This window comes from Halopseudomonas pelagia CL-AP6 (assembly GCF_000410875.1).
GTDB classification, from domain to species: Bacteria; Pseudomonadota; Gammaproteobacteria; order Pseudomonadales; family Pseudomonadaceae; genus Halopseudomonas; species Halopseudomonas pelagia.
Genome location: NZ_AROI01000002.1, coordinates 167,707 through 183,868, shown reverse-complemented (window position 1 = coordinate 183,868; position 16,162 = coordinate 167,707). Strand labels below are relative to the sequence as shown.

The 16,162-nt window shown below is 58.6% G+C and carries 16 protein-coding genes; 10 read left to right on the top strand and 6 right to left on the bottom strand.

Going from position 1 to position 16,162, the window contains the following annotated elements; translation table 11 throughout:
• The first annotated feature begins 239 nt into the window (after positions 1–239).
• The gene (locus K787_RS0101025; RefSeq protein WP_022960919.1) at positions 240–1,091 is read left to right on the top strand and encodes a hypothetical protein; all 852 of its coding nucleotides are present in this window, start codon (positions 240–242) and stop codon (positions 1,089–1,091) included.
• A 347-nt stretch (positions 1,092–1,438) separates the two neighbouring features.
• Here the strand turns inward: K787_RS0101025 and K787_RS0101020 are convergent, their stop codons facing one another.
• Positions 1,439–2,704 (bottom strand): DUF2254 domain-containing protein, encoded by a 1,266-nt coding sequence (locus K787_RS0101020; RefSeq protein WP_022960918.1) that lies wholly within the window; start codon positions 2,702–2,704, stop codon positions 1,439–1,441.
• A gap of 153 nt (positions 2,705–2,857) precedes the next feature.
• Between K787_RS0101020 and gmk the strand changes: the two genes are divergently transcribed.
• From gmk to ridA, 4 genes are all read left to right on the top strand, one after another.
• Complete coding sequence (gene gmk, locus K787_RS0101015; RefSeq protein WP_022960917.1) at positions 2,858–3,481, top strand: guanylate kinase; 624 nt, start codon at positions 2,858–2,860, stop codon at positions 3,479–3,481.
• 84 nt (positions 3,482–3,565) lie between these two features.
• Entirely contained in the window at positions 3,566–3,823 is a 258-nt protein-coding gene (rpoZ, locus tag K787_RS0101010; protein ID WP_022960916.1) for a DNA-directed RNA polymerase subunit omega, read from the top strand.
• Positions 3,824–3,891: 68 nt separating this feature from the next.
• Entirely contained in the window at positions 3,892–6,051 is a 2,160-nt protein-coding gene (gene spoT / locus K787_RS0101005) for a bifunctional GTP diphosphokinase/guanosine-3',5'-bis pyrophosphate 3'-pyrophosphohydrolase (RefSeq protein WP_028614467.1), read from the top strand.
• Between the two features lie 17 nt (positions 6,052–6,068).
• Positions 6,069–6,449 carry a deaminase RidA gene (gene ridA, locus K787_RS0101000; RefSeq protein ID WP_022960914.1) on the top strand — a complete coding sequence of 127 codons (381 nt, stop codon included), beginning with the start codon at positions 6,069–6,071 and terminating at the stop codon, positions 6,447–6,449.
• 57 nt (positions 6,450–6,506) lie between these two features.
• On the opposite strand, the gene K787_RS0100995 is transcribed toward ridA, so the two are convergent.
• Entirely contained in the window at positions 6,507–6,932 is a 426-nt protein-coding gene (locus K787_RS0100995; protein ID WP_022960913.1) for an OsmC family protein, read from the bottom strand.
• A 131-nt stretch (positions 6,933–7,063) separates the two neighbouring features.
• Positions 7,064–7,909, bottom strand: a complete 846-nt coding sequence (locus K787_RS0100990; protein WP_022960912.1) for an NAD-dependent epimerase/dehydratase family protein — start codon at positions 7,907–7,909, stop codon at positions 7,064–7,066.
• Positions 7,910–7,972: 63 nt separating this feature from the next.
• Between K787_RS0100990 and K787_RS0100985 the strand changes: the two genes are divergently transcribed.
• The 3 genes from K787_RS0100985 to K787_RS0100975 all read left to right on the top strand — a co-directional run bounded on the left by K787_RS0100985 (position 7,973) and on the right by K787_RS0100975 (position 12,547).
• Entirely contained in the window at positions 7,973–8,893 is a 921-nt protein-coding gene (locus tag K787_RS0100985) for a hydrogen peroxide-inducible genes activator (RefSeq protein ID WP_022960911.1), read from the top strand.
• 4 nt (positions 8,894–8,897) lie between these two features.
• Entirely contained in the window at positions 8,898–10,982 is a 2,085-nt protein-coding gene (gene recG, locus K787_RS0100980) for an ATP-dependent DNA helicase RecG (RefSeq protein ID WP_022960910.1), read from the top strand.
• 161 nt (positions 10,983–11,143) lie between these two features.
• Positions 11,144–12,547, top strand: coding sequence for an aminoacyl-tRNA deacylase and HDOD domain-containing protein (locus K787_RS0100975; protein WP_022960909.1), 1,404 nt, complete (start codon positions 11,144–11,146; stop codon positions 12,545–12,547).
• A gap of 105 nt (positions 12,548–12,652) precedes the next feature.
• Here the strand turns inward: K787_RS0100975 and K787_RS0100970 are convergent, their stop codons facing one another.
• The 3 genes from K787_RS0100970 to K787_RS0100960 form a co-directional block, all read right to left on the bottom strand.
• Entirely contained in the window at positions 12,653–12,925 is a 273-nt protein-coding gene (locus tag K787_RS0100970; RefSeq protein ID WP_028614466.1) for an HU family DNA-binding protein, read from the bottom strand.
• 213 nt (positions 12,926–13,138) lie between these two features.
• Entirely contained in the window at positions 13,139–14,305 is a 1,167-nt protein-coding gene (locus K787_RS0100965) for an NAD(P)/FAD-dependent oxidoreductase (protein ID WP_022960907.1), read from the bottom strand.
• Between the two features lie 37 nt (positions 14,306–14,342).
• The gene (locus K787_RS0100960) at positions 14,343–14,510 is read right to left on the bottom strand and encodes a rubredoxin (RefSeq protein ID WP_022960906.1); all 168 of its coding nucleotides are present in this window, start codon (positions 14,508–14,510) and stop codon (positions 14,343–14,345) included.
• Between the two features lie 148 nt (positions 14,511–14,658).
• On the opposite strand from K787_RS0100960, the gene K787_RS0100955 reads away from it, so the two are divergent.
• Both K787_RS0100955 and ubiA read left to right on the top strand, forming a co-directional pair.
• The gene (locus K787_RS0100955) at positions 14,659–15,219 is read left to right on the top strand and encodes a chorismate--pyruvate lyase family protein (RefSeq protein ID WP_235801884.1); all 561 of its coding nucleotides are present in this window, start codon (positions 14,659–14,661) and stop codon (positions 15,217–15,219) included.
• A 25-nt stretch (positions 15,220–15,244) separates the two neighbouring features.
• Positions 15,245–16,147: a 4-hydroxybenzoate octaprenyltransferase gene (ubiA, locus tag K787_RS0100950; RefSeq protein ID WP_022960904.1), complete on the top strand. Its 903-nt coding sequence runs from the start codon at positions 15,245–15,247 to the stop codon at positions 16,145–16,147.
• Positions 16,148–16,162: the final 15 nt, after the last annotated feature.

Genomic DNA, 16,162 nt, shown 5'->3' with positions numbered 1-16,162 from the left:
AATGAGGCGATAAGATACTTCTCATCCGGCCCTAGCTGAGGGAAATTCTTACGCAATAGCGTACACAGCATGGCAACCCTTCCCCCTTAAAATTCTATATTAACACCTGTCTTTTATGATTTTATATAATAATCATCAGGCATAACGCTATCGATGGCGCTATGAGTGACGAGTTTGGCTAGGTTGTAGGTTAGACTTACGGAGCGGCTTGGCAGCATTGATAGAAGGAGCGGTGGGCGATGGCACGAAGACGAACCCCGGGGCTGGAATGGTTGGACGAAAACGACAGGTCTCAACGTATCTGGGCAGTGCATCACTTAATCGCGAAGGGAATCAGAACGAATAGAACCCGACCAGAAGAAAACACCCACCAAGACATGCTTGAGATCGGCTATGAATTCGAACGAGAAATTCAGGCGCGAACCGATAAGGGCGCACGCTACAAACTGATATTGCGAGACATGCGAGACGCATGGAGGCAGCGGCGCTACCACAACAGAACGGATGGGCGACAGATCTGCAAGTTCAAAATCCGGACAACGACAAAAGAGCTATTAGCTGAACTCGCTCAGAAAAAAGGAATCAGCGAAGGAGACTTTCTGGATGAAATAATTGAACGATCTTACACTGCAATGCAGCGCAGAACTTCGAAAGATACTGATGCCTCACCGCTGAAGCCTGATCTAGAAAAGCGGCCAGGGCTGTTTGAAGTTTATAATTTCTTAAACCCTGAAGACCCGGCCACAAGCATCTCTGATTTAAAAATAAAAACAGGGAAAATCCCAGCCATAAACCATTATCGAAGAGTCGACAGCCAAACAACCCTCTTGCTCAAAACAGAAAACACCAAAAACTTTTACAACGATAACAGTGAAACGACAGCACAAGAGGAATCAGGGTCTTTAGAACTGCCTAATGATTCACCCACAACTGATGATCACAATGACCGTGGGGGTCAGCGTAATGAGCAGGAAGATAGCAGTGATCAAACTAGTGCTGAGAGCGGAGCAGTAGTCAAAATTGGTATTAGCGATACGATTATGGGATACATGAGCACCCAAACAAGGGTAAAACCAAACAACCGAAAGTAACCTATTGAGATCGCCCGCCCGCCCAGCGTACCGAGGTAGCATGGAGCGCACTCGGAGAACAGCCCAAACAACAATGTGACACCGCTTCACTCTAAGCCCATGCGAGGCTTGCAAGATAGTCGTCACCTTTTACACCAGGCCTCCGCTAGCCAAAGGTCAAATTGAACCCTCAAAGCCAAGCGGCGAGTAAAGTGGTGGGTACATTAATAAATAAATGCACGTACGAAACACAAGTGTATGATTTTTAACTATATTTTATTGTCGATCAACATTCAGGTGCAGAACATCGAATAATCCGGCTCCCTGTTCGCCTGAGCTTTACCGCCAAGCCGAGCCGGGAACCCGGCTCAGCCGTGGGGCTGGCCGATTAAATCGCGCAACAATGCGACATCGTCATCCAGCACCATGACCGCCTCAGCACGCTGGAAAGCCACCCGGGCATGCCGCTCAGCCACTGGGCGGAACTGGCCGCCGCGCTCCGCCAGCGCCTGAAACGCTTTTTGCAGGCGTATCTGCACCTCGATCAGAGCGGCACCATCGCGGGCGATGGGCGTGAATATGTCTTCGAACAGCTCTTCGAGGCGCAGCGCCGGAACCCACACGTGCGGACAACTGGCTTCCTTACCCTGAAGAATCTGCGCATCCGCTGGCCAACCGGACAGAATACGCACCGCCCGGCCGATCACATCGATGGCCGTGCCAGGGTCATTCATAGATGGTGACAGGGCGCGGGAAGCGATCTCGGCCAGCACCGCCAGCCCAAATCGCGGGTCCTGATCGAACGAGCGCTCCTTGCCCACGGTAAAGGCCGCACGCAGGCTTGCCTGCGGAACCTCATCAGCGCCGCCCGCAGCGCTGCATGAAAACCAGGCCAGCGGGCGTGCGCCATGCACAAAGCTGCCCGGCAAACTGCTCACATACACTTGCAGACCATGTTCCTGAGCGTATTCCGAGAGTTCTTCCACATCCAGATGCTGTACGTAGCCGATGCTATCGGCGTAGAGCGGGGTAAAGCCCTCTGGGAGCTGGCCATCCAGCCAAGGATGAGCGCCAATGCAGGGACTCTCGACGCGGTCGTTCAAAGCCTTGGTCGTCGCCTGTTCGACCCGGTCGGTAGTATCGCCAACCCGACCAAAGAGTGACAGATGGTCGATCCAGCGCAACATGGTAATCACGATGATCACAATCACCAATAGCGTGAAAGCGAACAGCACGATGCGACCGCGTTCGCCGTAAATCTCCGTGCTGAGGGCAATAATGCCGACCAGACTGAACAGAAAAGAGCCGAGAAAGGTGGCCAATACGTTCTGCGTGGTAGTGTCCTGCATCAGCAGGCGAATGGCGCGCGGCGTCACACTGGTCGTAGCCGCCGCATAGGCAGACACCATCACGGTTAGCGAGAAGGTCGTCACCGTGAGCATACTGGACGCCAGTATATTGAGGATGGTTTCTACTGAATCCGCCCCGATACTCACCGGCAAGCCTTCGGGCATGACCCTTTCAGCGGCGGCCGCCAGCAACGCAGCGACCATCGCCAATAACGCGAACAGCGAGGCGCGTACCCAAAGCATTCGCGTCAGTTGTGCCAGCACCCATTGCCATTTCGATATCATGCATTACTCCGAAAAAAGGACGGCGCAAGCGCCTTGCCTCGCTAGAATAGCGGCAAGTAAGCCTACGTACAGTGCTGAGTCATGACGCGAGGGCGCAATCCCCCTATAATCGACCGGATTATTCATGCCCTCGACTCGCAGGACACCCCTCTGATGACCCAAGCCACTGGCACCCTGTATATCGTTTCTGCGCCCTCGGGCGCAGGCAAAACCAGCCTGGTAAAGGCGCTGATCGATCAGCTCGACAGTCTAAGGGTATCCGTCTCGCACACCACCAGAGCGATGCGTCCCGGCGAACTGGATGGCGTTAACTACCATTTTGTCAGCCGCCAAGCATTCCTCGATCAAGTACAACAGGGCGACTTTCTCGAGCATGCCGAAGTCTTTGGCAACCTCTATGGCACTTCGCAGAGCGCTGTGGAACGAACCCTTGCGCAAGGCCACGACCTGATTCTGGAGATCGACTGGCAAGGCGCGCAACAAGTACGCCACGCGCTGCCTCAGGCACGCTCGATTTTCATTCTGCCGCCGTCACGAGAAGCACTGCGTGACCGCCTGACCAACCGCGGTACCGACGATGACGGCGTGATCGACAAGCGTATGTCGCTGGCCCGGGACGAGATCAGCCACTACGTGGAGTATGACTTCCTGGTCATCAATGACGATTTCACTACCGCACTGGATGATCTCAAGGCCATTTTGCGCAGTCACCGGCTCAGCCAGAGCTGCCAGCAGGAGCGCTATCAAGGCATGTTGGCCGCGCTCTTGTCAGACTAGGGCGCGATTCAGTACACTACACGGTCCGGCGACCCGTTCTGGGCGCGTCGAGTTACGATTTTAAAGCCGTTCCGGAGTACACCCATGGCCCGCGTTACCGTTGAAGACTGCCTGGAAAATGTAGAAAACCGTTTTGAGCTGGTTATGCTGGCCACCAAACGCTCGCGTCAGTTGGCCACCGGCGGCAAAGAGCCGAAGGTCGCCTGGGAAAATGACAAGCCCACCGTAGTCGCCCTGCGTGAAATCGCTGGCGGCTTGATTTCCAACGAGATTTTGGCACAGGAAGCCATTCAGGATCAGCAGGAACCGCTGTACTCGATGGAATCAGATCTGGACGAGTAATCGCCTTGCGCAGGTCGGTGACAGGCCACCCACGGGTGCCAAGCACTGGCGCCGAAGCCTACGCATGCGTGGCCGGGCAGACGTCCGGTATAGAAGCTTTCGCCGAACGGCTCGACCGTTATCTTGAGCCGGACCAGGTCAACCTGGTCCGGCGTGCGTACTTCTATGCCGAGCAAGCCCATGATGGCCAGACCCGGCGCAGTGGCGAACCCTATGTCACTCACCCCCTCGCAGTAGCCCATATTCTTGCTGATATGCATATGGACCATCAAAGCCTGATGGCCGCCATGCTGCATGATGTGATTGAAGATACCGGCATCCCCAAGGATGCGCTGGTCACGCAGTTTGGTGACATCGTGGCCGAGCTGGTCGATGGCGTCAGCAAGCTGACGCAGATGACCTTCGAGACCAAGGCCGAGGCGCAGGCCGAAAATTTCCAGAAAATGGCCCTGGCCATGGCGCGCGATATTCGCGTGATTCTGGTCAAGCTGGCTGACCGCCTGCACAACATGCGCACTCTGGGCGCACTGGCACCGGAAAAACGCCGGCGCATTGCCAAGGAAACTCTGGAGATCTACGCGCCGATCGCCAACCGTCTGGGTATGCACAGCCTGAGTACCGAGTTTGAGGACCTGGGCTTCAAGGCCATGTATCCGATGCGCTCGAATATGATCGACCGCGCCGTACGCAGAGCCCGAGGCAACCGCAAGGAGCTACTAAACAAGATTCTCGAGTCACTGCAGAGCTGCCTCGAGCGCGAAGGCATGCCGGGCAAGGTGATGGGCCGCGAGAAGCATCTGTTCGGTATTTATCAGAAGATGCGCGGCAAGCGAAAAGCGTTCAACGAGATCATGGATGTGTATGCCTTCCGGATTATCGTCGACAAGCCAGATACTTGCTACCGCGTGCTAGGCGCAGTTCACAGTCTGTACAAACCTTTCCCTGGCCGCTTCAAGGATTACATCGCAATCCCCAAGGCCAACGGTTACCAGTCTTTGCATACCACCCTGTTCGGCCTGCACGGCGTGCCCATCGAAATCCAGATCCGTACCGAAGAAATGGAAGACATGGCCAACAACGGCATCGCCGCGCACTGGGTCTACAAATCCAAAGACGATGTAATCAACGGCCACCATGCACGCACCCGCCAGTGGCTCAAGGGCGTGATGGAACTGCAGCAAAATGCCGGCAACTCGCTGGAATTTATCGAGAATGTGAAGATCGACCTGTTCCCCGACGAGGTCTACATCTTCACTCCGAAAGGCCGCATCATGGAGCTGCCCAAGGGCTCAACGCCAGTCGACTTTGCCTATGCGGTGCATACTGATGTGGGCAACAGCTGCATTGCCTGCCGCGTGAACCGCCGCCTGGCGCCGCTCTCGGAGCCGTTGCAGAGCGGTCAGACGGTTGAAGTCATCACCGCTCCCGGTGCCCGTCCGAACCCAGCCTGGTTAAGCTTCGTGATCACTGGCAAGGCGCGCAGCAATATTCGCCATTTCCTCAAGCATCAGCGGCATTCCGAATCCATCGCCCTGGGTGAGCGGCTGCTCGACAAGGTGCTGGCCAGCTTTGATACTACCCTGGCCGATGTGCCGGCAGATAATATCCAGCAAGTGCTCAAAGACTGCGACTTGGAGTTGATGGAAGATCTATTGGCGGATATCGGCCTGGGGAACCGTATGGCCTATGTAGTAGCACGCCGCCTGCTGGCCAACTCCAGCATGATCGAATCAGACCCCGAGACCTCCACCGTCAACACACCTATCGACGCCGATATGCGTGAACTGCCCCTGGCAATCCGCGGCACCGAAGGTCTGGTGGTCAGTTTTGCGCGCTGCTGCAACCCAATCCCGGGAGATCCGATTATTGGCTATCTATCCTCCGGCAAGGGTATGGTTATCCACCAGGAGAACTGCAACAAACTGGCCGATAACCGCCACAGCAATGAAAAGACCCTGCATCTGACCTGGGACAAGAATGTTAGCGGCGAATTTACCGTCGAACTGCAGGTTGAGCTGGAAAATGAGCGCGGTATTATTGCTCAACTGGCTGCCGGCATCACCATGGCCGACGCCAGCATCGACAAGATCAGCGTCGATGAACGCGATGGCCGTATCAGCGTGGTGCAACTGGTAGTGCGTGTCCGCGACCGTCTGCATCTATCCCAACTGATCAAGCGTATCCGTGCCTTGAAAGGCGTGATGCGCATTACCCGCCTGAAAAACTGACTACACCTGGAGTTTCAATGAACAAGCAAGTGATCACCAGCGACCGGGCACCGGCCGCCATCGGACCCTATTCCCAGGCCATCAAAGTTGGCAATACCGTGTACCTGTCCGGGCAGATTCCGCTCGATCCGGCCAGCATGGAAGTCGTCGAAGGCATGGAAAAGCAGATTTGCCAGGTTTTCGACAACCTGAGCGCCGTCGCAGAAGCCGCCGGCGGCACGCTGCAAGACATCGTCAAGCTGAATATCTTCCTGACGGATCTGGGTCACTTTGCGCTGGTCAACGACGTCATGACGCGTTATTTCCAGCAGCCCTACCCCGCTCGCGCAGCCATCGGCGTGGCGGCATTGCCCAAAGGCGTGCCGGTAGAGATGGATGCGGTGATGGTGGTCGGCTAAGCAGTTGGTGAGCAATTGCTAAGTTGAGGCCCCGGTTAACCGGGGCCTCTAAACGCTTCAGCCTTCTAGCGTGGCGTCCAGCGTGATGTCTGCCTTGAGCAGCTTGGATATCGGACAACCGCTCTTGGCCTTACCCGCTATCTCTTCGAACTTGGCCTGATCGATGCCTGGAATGCGTGCGCGCATCTGCAGATGCACCGCAGTGACGGCAAAACCATCACTCTGCTTCTCTAGCGTCACCGTGGCTTTGGTGTCGATACTGTCCGGGGTGAAGCTCTCCTCGCCCAGCAGCATAGAAAACGCCATCGAGAAGCAGCCTGCATGAGCCGCGCCGATCAGCTCTTCCGGATTGGTACCGGGAGCATCCTCGAAACGCGTGTTGAAGCCGTACGGATTGTCTTTCAGAGCGCCGCTCTGAGTCGACACTGTGCCTTTGCCGTTCTTAAGATCGCCTTGCCAATGGGCTGATGCAGTCTTCTTCATGACGTGTCCTCTGTTCAGGTTGCCAGATGGAAGCCGGCCTGATGGCCGGCTTCCCAGTCTTGTTGGGACAACATAAAACCGCGTTCGGTCCATCTGCCTGGCATCGCACTACACAACATCTGCGTCAGCCGTCATTCAGCCTTCAGCATCGCCGCGTAGCCCTCGCGGAAGCTCGGGTATTGCGGCTCCCACCCAGACTCCCTCGCTAGCGCGTTGCTGCAGCGTTTACTGCCAACCCGGCCACTCGTCGCGCCCTCGGCCAACAAACTTACGCCCAACTGAGCGGCCAGCCAACTAGCCACCTCGTACATGCTCGCTGGCTCATCGTCGACACCCAGATAACAGGGCGCCAGCAGTTCGTCCTCTTCCACCTGCAACAGCAGATGTTCAAGCAGCGCCGCCGCGTCGTCGCGGTGGATACGATTGCTGTACTGCACCGGCTCCTCCGGCATACACAGCCCACTGCGGACCTGCTCGATCAGCCGCGTACGACCCGGCCCATAGATACCCGCAAGACGCACCACGCTGGCCGGTACGCCGCTGCGCAGCGCTACGTCTTCCGCACGAATCAGCGCCTGTGCAGTGTCGCTGTCCGCCAGGGCCGGGCTATTTTCCGTAACCCACTCGCCCTGGCTTTGGGCATAGACGCCAGTGCTGGACACCTGCAGCAGGTAGCCGAGCTGCTTGCGCCCATCACCCAACCAGCCCAATACCCGTTGCAAGCCCTCGACATACAGCTGTTGATAAAGCCCCGCGTCGCGATTACCGGCGGCCGGGCAATAAATCAGGTAATCGACCCGCGCTGGCCAGTCAGCCGGTTTCTCATCCTTTAACAGGTCCGCTGCCAACGGCGTAATGCCTGCGGGCAATGCCGAAGGGTCGCGACGCAAGCCGGTAACCTGCCAACCCCGTTGAGCCAGGCGCAAACCCAAGGCCGTTCCTAGATCACCGCAACCCGCAATAAGTACTTGTTTCATTGTTTTCCTCTATCGATCAACCCGCTATGCTTAGGGTCATTGAATATGAGAGCAGTATACGCCATGACTCTGACCGAACTGCGTTACATAGTGACCCTCGCCCAGGAGCAACATTTCGGCCACGCGGCAGAACGCTGCCACGTGTCGCAGCCCACCCTGAGCGTCGGGGTCAAGAAGCTTGAGGACGAGCTGGGCGTGATGATTTTTGAACGCAGCAAGAGCGCGGTCAGGGTTACGCCAATCGGCGAGCGCATTGTCGCCCAGGCGCAGAAGGTGCTTGAGGAGTCGATGACCATTCGCGAGCTGGCCAGCGCTGGCAAAAACCAGCTGTCTGCACCGCTCAAAGTCGGTGCCATTTATACCATTGGTCCGTATATGTTCCCGCACCTGGTGCCACAGCTGCACAACGTGGCACCGGAAATGCCGCTGTATATCGAAGAGAACTTTACTCACGTACTGCGCGACAAACTGCGCAACGGCGATCTGGACGCGATCATCATCGCTCTGCCCTTCAATGAGCCGGATGTATTGACCAAGACCCTGTACGACGAACCCTTCAGCCTGCTGATCCCGGCCGACCATCCTTGGGCGGTCAGAGACAATATCAGTCTTGAGGAGCTCGACGACAACAAACTGTTATTGCTCGGCGAAGGGCACTGTTTCCGCGATCAGGTGCTGGAAGCTTGCCCCAGCCTGCGCAAGAAAGACGAACAGTCACGGCAAACTACCATCGAGTCCAGTTCGCTGGAAACCATCCGCCACATGGTCGCCTCTGGTATCGGTATGACGGTGCTGCCGATGTCGGCGGCCGATGACCGCTATTACAGCTCTGAACTGCTGGTCACCAAGCAGTTCAAAACCCCGGCCCCCTACCGCACCGTCGCCATCGCCTGGCGCGCCAGCTTCCCTCGGCCCAAGGCCATCGAGATCCTCAGTGACTCGATCCGGCTGTGTTCGGTCGGCCAACCCAAGGGCCGTAAATAAGCCCATGCCCGCCGTGCAGCACATCACGTCACTGACGGCGCTCAAGGGCATCGGCCCGGCCCTGGCGGAAAAGCTCACCAAGCTGGGCCTGAGTTCAGTACAAGACATTCTGTTCCATCTGCCGCTGCGCTATCAGGACCGCACGCGCGTCATGCCGATAGGCGCCTTACGGCCCGGCATGGACGCGGTTGTTGAGGGTGTGGTGCAAGGCGCCGATGTGGTCATGGGCCGGCGTAAAAGCCTGCTGTGCCGCATTCAGGACGGCAGCGGCACCCTGAGCTTACGCTTTTACTATTTTTCCGGGGCACTGAAATCCAACCTGCAGCGCGGTAGCCACTGGCGCTGTTACGGCGAGGTCAGACCGGGCGCTTCCGGGCTGGAAATTTATCATCCCGAGCTGCAGAATCTGGATAGCGACGAGCCACTGCCTGTCGCCGAGACGCTAACGCCTATCTATCCCAGCACCGAAGGCCTGTCCCAACAGCGCCTGCGCAGCTTGTCTGACGCGGCGCTAACCTGGCTGGCCCAGGGCAACAGCCTGGTCGATTTGCTTCCAGAAGAGCTGACCAGCGAGTACCAGTTGGGCTCGCTGCACGATGCAATCCGCACCCTGCACCGCCCGCCGCCCTCGGTGGATCTTCAGGCACTGGAAGAAGGACGGCATTGGGCGCAGCACCGGCTGGCCTTTGAGGAGCTGCTGGCCCACCAGTTAACCATGCTGCGCCTGCGCGCCGAGTTTCGCGCGCATCAGGCGCCAGCAATGCCGCCCAGCCAAGAGCTGGCGGCCCAGTTTCTCCAGCGCCTGCCGTTTCCCTTAACCGGGGCGCAGCAGCGTGTCGGCGTGGAAATCAGCGCTGATCTGCAACAGCGCCAGCCCATGCTGCGTCTGGTACAAGGGGATGTGGGCGCGGGCAAGACGGTGGTCGCCGCTATGGCGGCATTGCAGGCGTTGGAGGCCGGCTGGCAGGTGGCATTGATGGCCCCGACAGAAATTCTGGCCGAACAGCATCATGCCAACTTCAGCGCCTGGTTCGCCCCCCTGGGTATCTCGGTCGCCTGGCTTGCCGGCAAACTCAAGGGCAAGGCCCGGCAGAACCAGCTGCAGATGATCGCCACCGGCGACGCGGCTATGGTGGTCGGCACCCACGCCTTATTTCAGGGCGAGGTGCAGTTTCACAATCTCGGCCTGGCGATCATCGATGAGCAGCATCGTTTCGGCGTACAGCAGCGCCTGGCCCTGCGCGACAAGGGCGCCGCCGGGCAATTTTCACCGCACCAGTTGATCATGACCGCGACGCCGATTCCGCGCACCCTGGCGATGAGCGCCTATGCCGACCTGGACACCTCGGTGCTGGATGAACTGCCGCCTGGGCGTACCCCGGTCAATACTGTACTGATTGCCGACAGCCGCCGCGAAGAAGTCGTTGAGCGCGTACGCGCGGGCTGCGCCGAGGGGCGCCAAGCCTACTGGGTATGTACGCTGATTGAGGAATCCGAGCAGCTACAGGCACAGGCCGCAGAGGTCACCTGGGCGTCGCTGTGCGAGACGCTGCCCGAGCTGTCCATCGGCCTGATCCACGGCCGCATGAAGCCCAGCGAAAAGGCCGAGATCATGGCCGCTTTTAAAGGCGGCGACCTGCATCTGCTGGTCGCTACCACGGTGATCGAGGTGGGCGTGGACGTGCCCAATGCCAGCCTGATGATCATCGAAAACCCGGAACGCCTGGGCCTGGCGCAACTGCATCAGTTGCGTGGCCGAGTGGGCCGTGGCAGTACAGCCAGCCATTGCGTGCTCCTGTACCACGCCCCGCTGTCCCAGCTGGGTCGCGAGCGGCTTGGCATCATGCGCGAAAGCACTGACGGTTTTGTCATCGCAGAAAAGGACCTGCAACTGCGCGGCCCTGGTGAAGTGCTGGGCACGCGGCAGACCGGGTTGATTCAGTTCCGCGTTGCCGATCTGGTCCGTGATGCCGATTTATTGCCCAGAGTGCAGGAAGCTGCCAGCCTGATGCAGCAGCGTTATCCGCAGCGCTGCCCGGCCCTGATCGACCGCTGGCTGGCCCACGGACAGCAGTTTGCCCAGGTATAAGAGGTGCTGCGGCAGCGGAAAAACCCCGGTGCACTGGGTTAATCTGCCACTACGGCACTAGACCAGAGTGCATGCTAAGATCAGACAGAACTGGTGCGTCCGTCACCCCGTTTCAGCACTGACGTCCACTCATCCTGACTCCCAGAACAAGGACAATGTCGATGAATACCCTTGCCGCCTCCGAGGAGAACAATGTCAGCCTGCCCCTACTGATCGAGAAGCTGCTGCAACAGCAGGGTCTGAGTTATCAGCTGCGGCCGTCTCGGCATGCCGGCCCACTGGCACAGCAAGTACAGGCATCGCTGTTGTGCGACAGCCTGGGTACCGTCCTGGCGTTATTCCCCAAGGATCACCTGCTGGACCTGAAAAAAATCGGCGTCTTGCTCGGCCGCGAACTGGAGCCCGTGCGCGCGACACAGTTGCAGCGCATCCTGGCCAAGCATCAGCTGAACCATCTGCCTGGCCTGCCAGTGCTCTTCAACTCACCCTGCGTATTCGAGCAGAAGCTGCTTGAACAGCCCAGCCTGTGGCTCGATAGCGGCCTGCAGGGCTGGAGCCTGGAAATAGACCAGCAGGCGGCGCGCACGCTGGTGGCCAAGGCCAGCGCGGCGCATTTCTCCGTGCGTTTGGATAGCTTGCCCAGCCTGCCTGCCGACCCGGCGCAGGACAGTCAGGACCTGTCCCGCGCAGTGAGTAACTTCACCGCCCTGCGCATGCGTCAACGGCTTGAAGAAACCATTGAAATACCGCCCATGCCCATCACCGCGCAGAAGGTCATGAAGCTACGGGTCAACCCCGAAGCCAGCATTGACGACCTCGCCGACGTTGTAGAAACCGATCCGAGTCTGGCCGCGCAGGTGGTCAGCTGGGCATCGTCGCCGTTTTACGCCGCACCGGGAAAGATCCGTTCGGTGGAAGATGCTATCGGCCGTGTGCTGGGCTTTGACCTGGTGATCAATCTGGCAGTAGGCCTGTCGCTGGGTAAAACCTTCAAGCTGCCCAAGGATGCACCCGAGGGGAACACCAACTACCGCGAGCAGGCAATTTATACCGCAGCCGTCATTGAGGGGCTGGCCAAAGCCATGCCGCGTGGCAAGCGGCCGGAATTGGGGCTTAACTACCTTGCAGGGCTGCTGCACAATTTTGGCTATCTGGTTCTGGCGTTCATCTTTCCGCCCTACTTCAAGACCATTTGCCGGCATCAGGAGGCCAACCCGCATGTGTCCGTCGAGCTGATTGACCAGCACCTGCTCGGGGTCAGCCGCGATCAGATTGGCAGTTGGTTGATGCGCTTTTGGGATATGCCCGCAGAAGTCTCTACAGCCATTCGCTACCAACATGACGGCAACTACCAGGGACCGGACAGCGTCTACGCCAACCTGGTCTTTCTGGCGCTAGCACTACTGCGTCAGGAAGGTATTGGTGGTGGCCCGCAAATCGATATTCCAGACACGTTGCTGGAGCGCCTGGACCTGACGCGCGATGACGCCAACGCAGTGATGCACAAGGTGCTGGAGGCGCGAGACGCGCTGAAAGTACTGGTCAGCAGTTATCAACACGACTGAGCGAGCAGATCGACCGCCGTTGCCGGCGTTCCCCCGCTACACACACTTGTTATCGAGAGCCTGGACCAGGGCACGTTGGCCTGATCCGGCTCCCGGCCGGTGAACTCAGTTGACCGATTCTTTCAGGCTTTTACCTGGTTTAAAGGACACGGTATTACTGGCCTTGATGGCCACAGGCTCACCTGTTTGCGGGTTTTTGCCGGTACGGGCGCCACGATGACGCTGAAGGAAGGTACCAAACCCGACCAGTGTCACGGTGTCTTTGCGGCTAAGGGCCTGGGTAATTTCATCAAGAATAGCGTTAAGCACGCGGTTTGCCTGGTCTTTGGTCAGGTCAGCCTTGTCGGCAATAGCCGCAGCGAGATCCGGTTTACGCATAGAAGCCTCGTTCATGTTGTTTTTGTTTTTACTGCCGCTGCATCCTCGCAGCGGCTTGTCAGGCCGGGCAGAGCTGCCTGGACTGGCCTTCACAGCCCAATCAGAATGGCACGACTCTGCCCCGCACGCCAGCCGAAAAAGCCGTTGGCTGTGCTGTGATTCACTGTTTTCCCGACAAAAGGCAGAAAGGTCCTGTGATTCTGTCGGAATATGTCAGACCAGCCAGGCCGGTAGTTGCCGGTTCAGCTCCGACTTTTGTGCCACGGCACTGCCGGTAAGGGCATAACCATGCAGCACGCCCTGGGCGTCATGAAATAGCGCGGCAATATCCGCGCCGCTGCCGCTGATGGTCCAGTTGCCATTGGCGGACGTCACCGGCGGTGCCACCACCAGCGGGCAGGCAGGCGTCTTGACCATGACCGGCATGGGCCCGTAGGTAATCTGTGCAGCCTGGCCCGCCAACGTCTGAGCCAGCGATCGTGCGGCGGTCATCAACGGCATCACGTACATCAGGTTCAAGCCCTGCACTTCAGCGCAGTCACCCAGTGCGTAAATAGTCGGATCACTCGTGCGCAACTGCCGGTCAACCTTCACACCCCGACCACATTCAATGCCGGCGGCACTGGCCAGTTCGGTATTGGCAATCAGGCCAATCGCGGACAAGCCCTGCTGCGCTTCCAGCTGACTGCCATCGTCCAGCGTCAGCCTTAAGCCCTGGTCGGTGCGCTGCATTGCCACTACCGAGCGGCCCAAGTGGAACTGAACGCCCAGCGCTTCCAATCCGGCCTGAACCGGAGCCGCCACCTGCGCCGGAATAAGACCGGGCATCAACTGAGTGTCCGGCGCGACCACCTGCACCTGCAGCCCGGCGCTGGCCAAATCATTGGCAAATTCACTACCAATAAGCCCGGCCCCGATGATCACCACCCGTTGCTTGCCGGCCAGCGCGGTGCGAAAACGCGCATAGTCTTGCAAATCGTTAATCGACAATAATCGCTCGCCCATGGCGGTCACATCCGGCAATTGTCTGGCCTGGGCTCCGCATGCCAACACCAACTCGCTATAGCTCAGCTGGCCGCCAGCGTACTGTAATGTCCGGTTGATGCGATCGATACCGGTCACTCGAATACCGGTCATAACGCTCGCATTCAGCTGCGCGGCCATGGTGGGCGCATCCTGCATGCCCAACTCATCGGCCTCTTTGCCGTTGGCAAAACCGGTCGAGAGCAATGGCTTGGAGTAGAAACGACCATCATCAGCCGTCACCAGCACCAGCTCGCGCTGGCTATCCAGCTTGCGAAATTCGCGGGCCAGATTGTAGCCGGCCAGACCGGTTCCCAGAATAATCAGTGGTGCATTAAGGGGGGCATCGTCAGACACGTCAGCGTCTCCTGAAGCTTGGGGGGCTTGGGGCTATTCAGCCTATCTCGATCATCTCGAAGTCTTCCTTGCCGACGCCGCAGTCCGGGCACTGCCAGTCAGCGGGCACATCTTGCCAGGCGGTGCCTGCGGCGATGCCGTCGTCCGGCCACCCCTCGGCTTCATCGTAAATAAAACCACAGACTACACATTGCCACTTTTTCATGCTTATGCCCTGCAGTGATTAACGGAAACTGCAGCTGACAGTACCGGAATTGGCCAGCAACGCCAAGACCATGCAGGAGCCACGTAACACCCTGTATTCATGCTAATCTTGAGCGCCTGACCCACTAGCTAGAGACCCGGTTCACCTCGTGACTTTGCCACCGATACCCCCAACGCCCGCTATGGGCCAGCCGCCGCACTGGTACCCCGCCGACCAGCATCCGCAGCCCCCCGAAAGCGGGCTGATCGATTGGCTGTGCGACCAGGGCTCGCTGACCTTGCGCCTGACTGACGCTGGAGCGAACGACTTTCGCGTCGAGCTGCTGGCCCAATCCAGCCAGCCCGCACGTGAAGACGAAGCGCGGGCCCTGGGCCTGCCACCCGGCGAGCCGGTGTGGGTCCGCGAGGTATTGCTGCATACCGGCGGTGCGCCGCGCGTGTTTGCCCGCAGTGTGGCACCGCTGGCCGCCATCAGCGCATCGAATATCGATCTGCAGAGTTTGGGTAGCAATAGTCTCGGCCTGTTACTATTCAGCAATCCCGATGTTAGCCGCGGGCCACTGCAGATCAGCCGTTATCCCAGTGCCTGGTTGCCATCGCCCTGGCGTGAACAGGCTGCGAAATGCTGGGCACGCCGCTCACATTTCAGTGACGGCCAGCTGCAGTTGCTGGTATGCGAAGTCTTTTTACCCGGCTGGCCGCAGGCCTGAATCGCTCAACAACAGGAGTTCGTCTGTGCCCGGTTTTATCAACAATGCGCTAGCACGCCTGCATCCCCGGGCAGCTGATTTCTTCCAGCTGATGCGCCTGGATCGACCCATCGGCACTTATCTGCTGCTCTGGCCTACCCTCTGGGCGCTGTGGTTGGCGGCCGAAGGCGTGCCGAACCTGCGCGTGCTGGTGGTGTTTGTACTGGGTGTGATCGTCATGCGTGCCGCCGGCTGCGTTATCAATGATTACGCCGACCGCAAGATCGATGGGCATGTCAGCCGTACCCGTGAACGGCCACTAGCGACCGGACGCATCACTGCCCAGGAGGCGTTGGTGACCTTTGGTATCCTGATTGGCATCAGCGCGGTACTGGTGCTGGCGACCAACGGCCTGACCATAGCCTTGTCGTTTGGCGGCCTTGCGCTGGCGGCGATCTATCCGTTCTGTAAACGCTTTACCTTCTACCCGCAGCTGGTGCTGGGTGCGGCATTCTCCTGGGCTATCCCTATGGCCTTTGCCGCGCAAACCAACAGCCTGCCGATCCTGCTCTGGCTGGTGTATACCGCAAACCTGCTATGGACCGTCGCTTACGACACGCAATATGCCATGTGTGACCGTGACGACGACCTGCAAATCGGCGTTAAATCGACCGCAATTCTGTTCGGAGAAGCCGACCGCGCGGTCATCGGCCTGCTACAGGGGCTGACGCTGCTGTGTCTGCTGATCGTCGGCAGTCGTTTCGGTCTCGGCTGGTTTTACTATGTGGGCTTGCTCGGCATGCTGCTTGGCTTTGTCTGGCAACAGTGGCTGATTCGCGATCGTGACCCCCAAGCCTGCCTGCGCGCTTTCCTCTCGAACCACTGGGCAGGCATGCTGGTGTTCATTGGCCTGGCACTCAATTATGGCTGGCCCAGTGCAGCGGTTTGAAACACCCGGTCAGTT

Excerpts from the sequence above, each read along its gene's own strand:
- K787_RS0100995 (WP_022960913.1), bottom strand. The coding sequence starts at position 6,932 with ATGAAGAAGACTGCATCAGCCCATTGGCAAGGCGATCTTAAGAACGGC.
- K787_RS0100970 (WP_028614466.1), bottom strand. The coding sequence starts at position 12,925 with ATGCGTAAACCGGATCTCGCTGCGGCTATTGCCGACAAGGCTGACCTG.
- ridA (WP_022960914.1), top strand. The coding sequence starts at position 6,069 with ATGAACAAGCAAGTGATCACCAGCGACCGGGCACCGGCCGCCATCGGA.
- gmk (WP_022960917.1), top strand. The coding sequence starts at position 2,858 with ATGACCCAAGCCACTGGCACCCTGTATATCGTTTCTGCGCCCTCGGGC.
- recG (WP_022960910.1), top strand. The coding sequence starts at position 8,898 with ATGCCCGCCGTGCAGCACATCACGTCACTGACGGCGCTCAAGGGCATC.
- K787_RS0100975 (WP_022960909.1), top strand. The coding sequence starts at position 11,144 with ATGAATACCCTTGCCGCCTCCGAGGAGAACAATGTCAGCCTGCCCCTA.
- K787_RS0101020 (WP_022960918.1), bottom strand. The coding sequence starts at position 2,704 with ATGATATCGAAATGGCAATGGGTGCTGGCACAACTGACGCGAATGCTT.
- rpoZ (WP_022960916.1), top strand. The coding sequence starts at position 3,566 with ATGGCCCGCGTTACCGTTGAAGACTGCCTGGAAAATGTAGAAAACCGT.
- K787_RS0101025 (WP_022960919.1), top strand. The coding sequence starts at position 240 with ATGGCACGAAGACGAACCCCGGGGCTGGAATGGTTGGACGAAAACGAC.
- K787_RS0100960 (WP_022960906.1), bottom strand. The coding sequence starts at position 14,510 with ATGAAAAAGTGGCAATGTGTAGTCTGTGGTTTTATTTACGATGAAGCC.
- K787_RS0100990 (WP_022960912.1), bottom strand. The coding sequence starts at position 7,909 with ATGAAACAAGTACTTATTGCGGGTTGCGGTGATCTAGGAACGGCCTTG.
- K787_RS0100985 (WP_022960911.1), top strand. The coding sequence starts at position 7,973 with ATGACTCTGACCGAACTGCGTTACATAGTGACCCTCGCCCAGGAGCAA.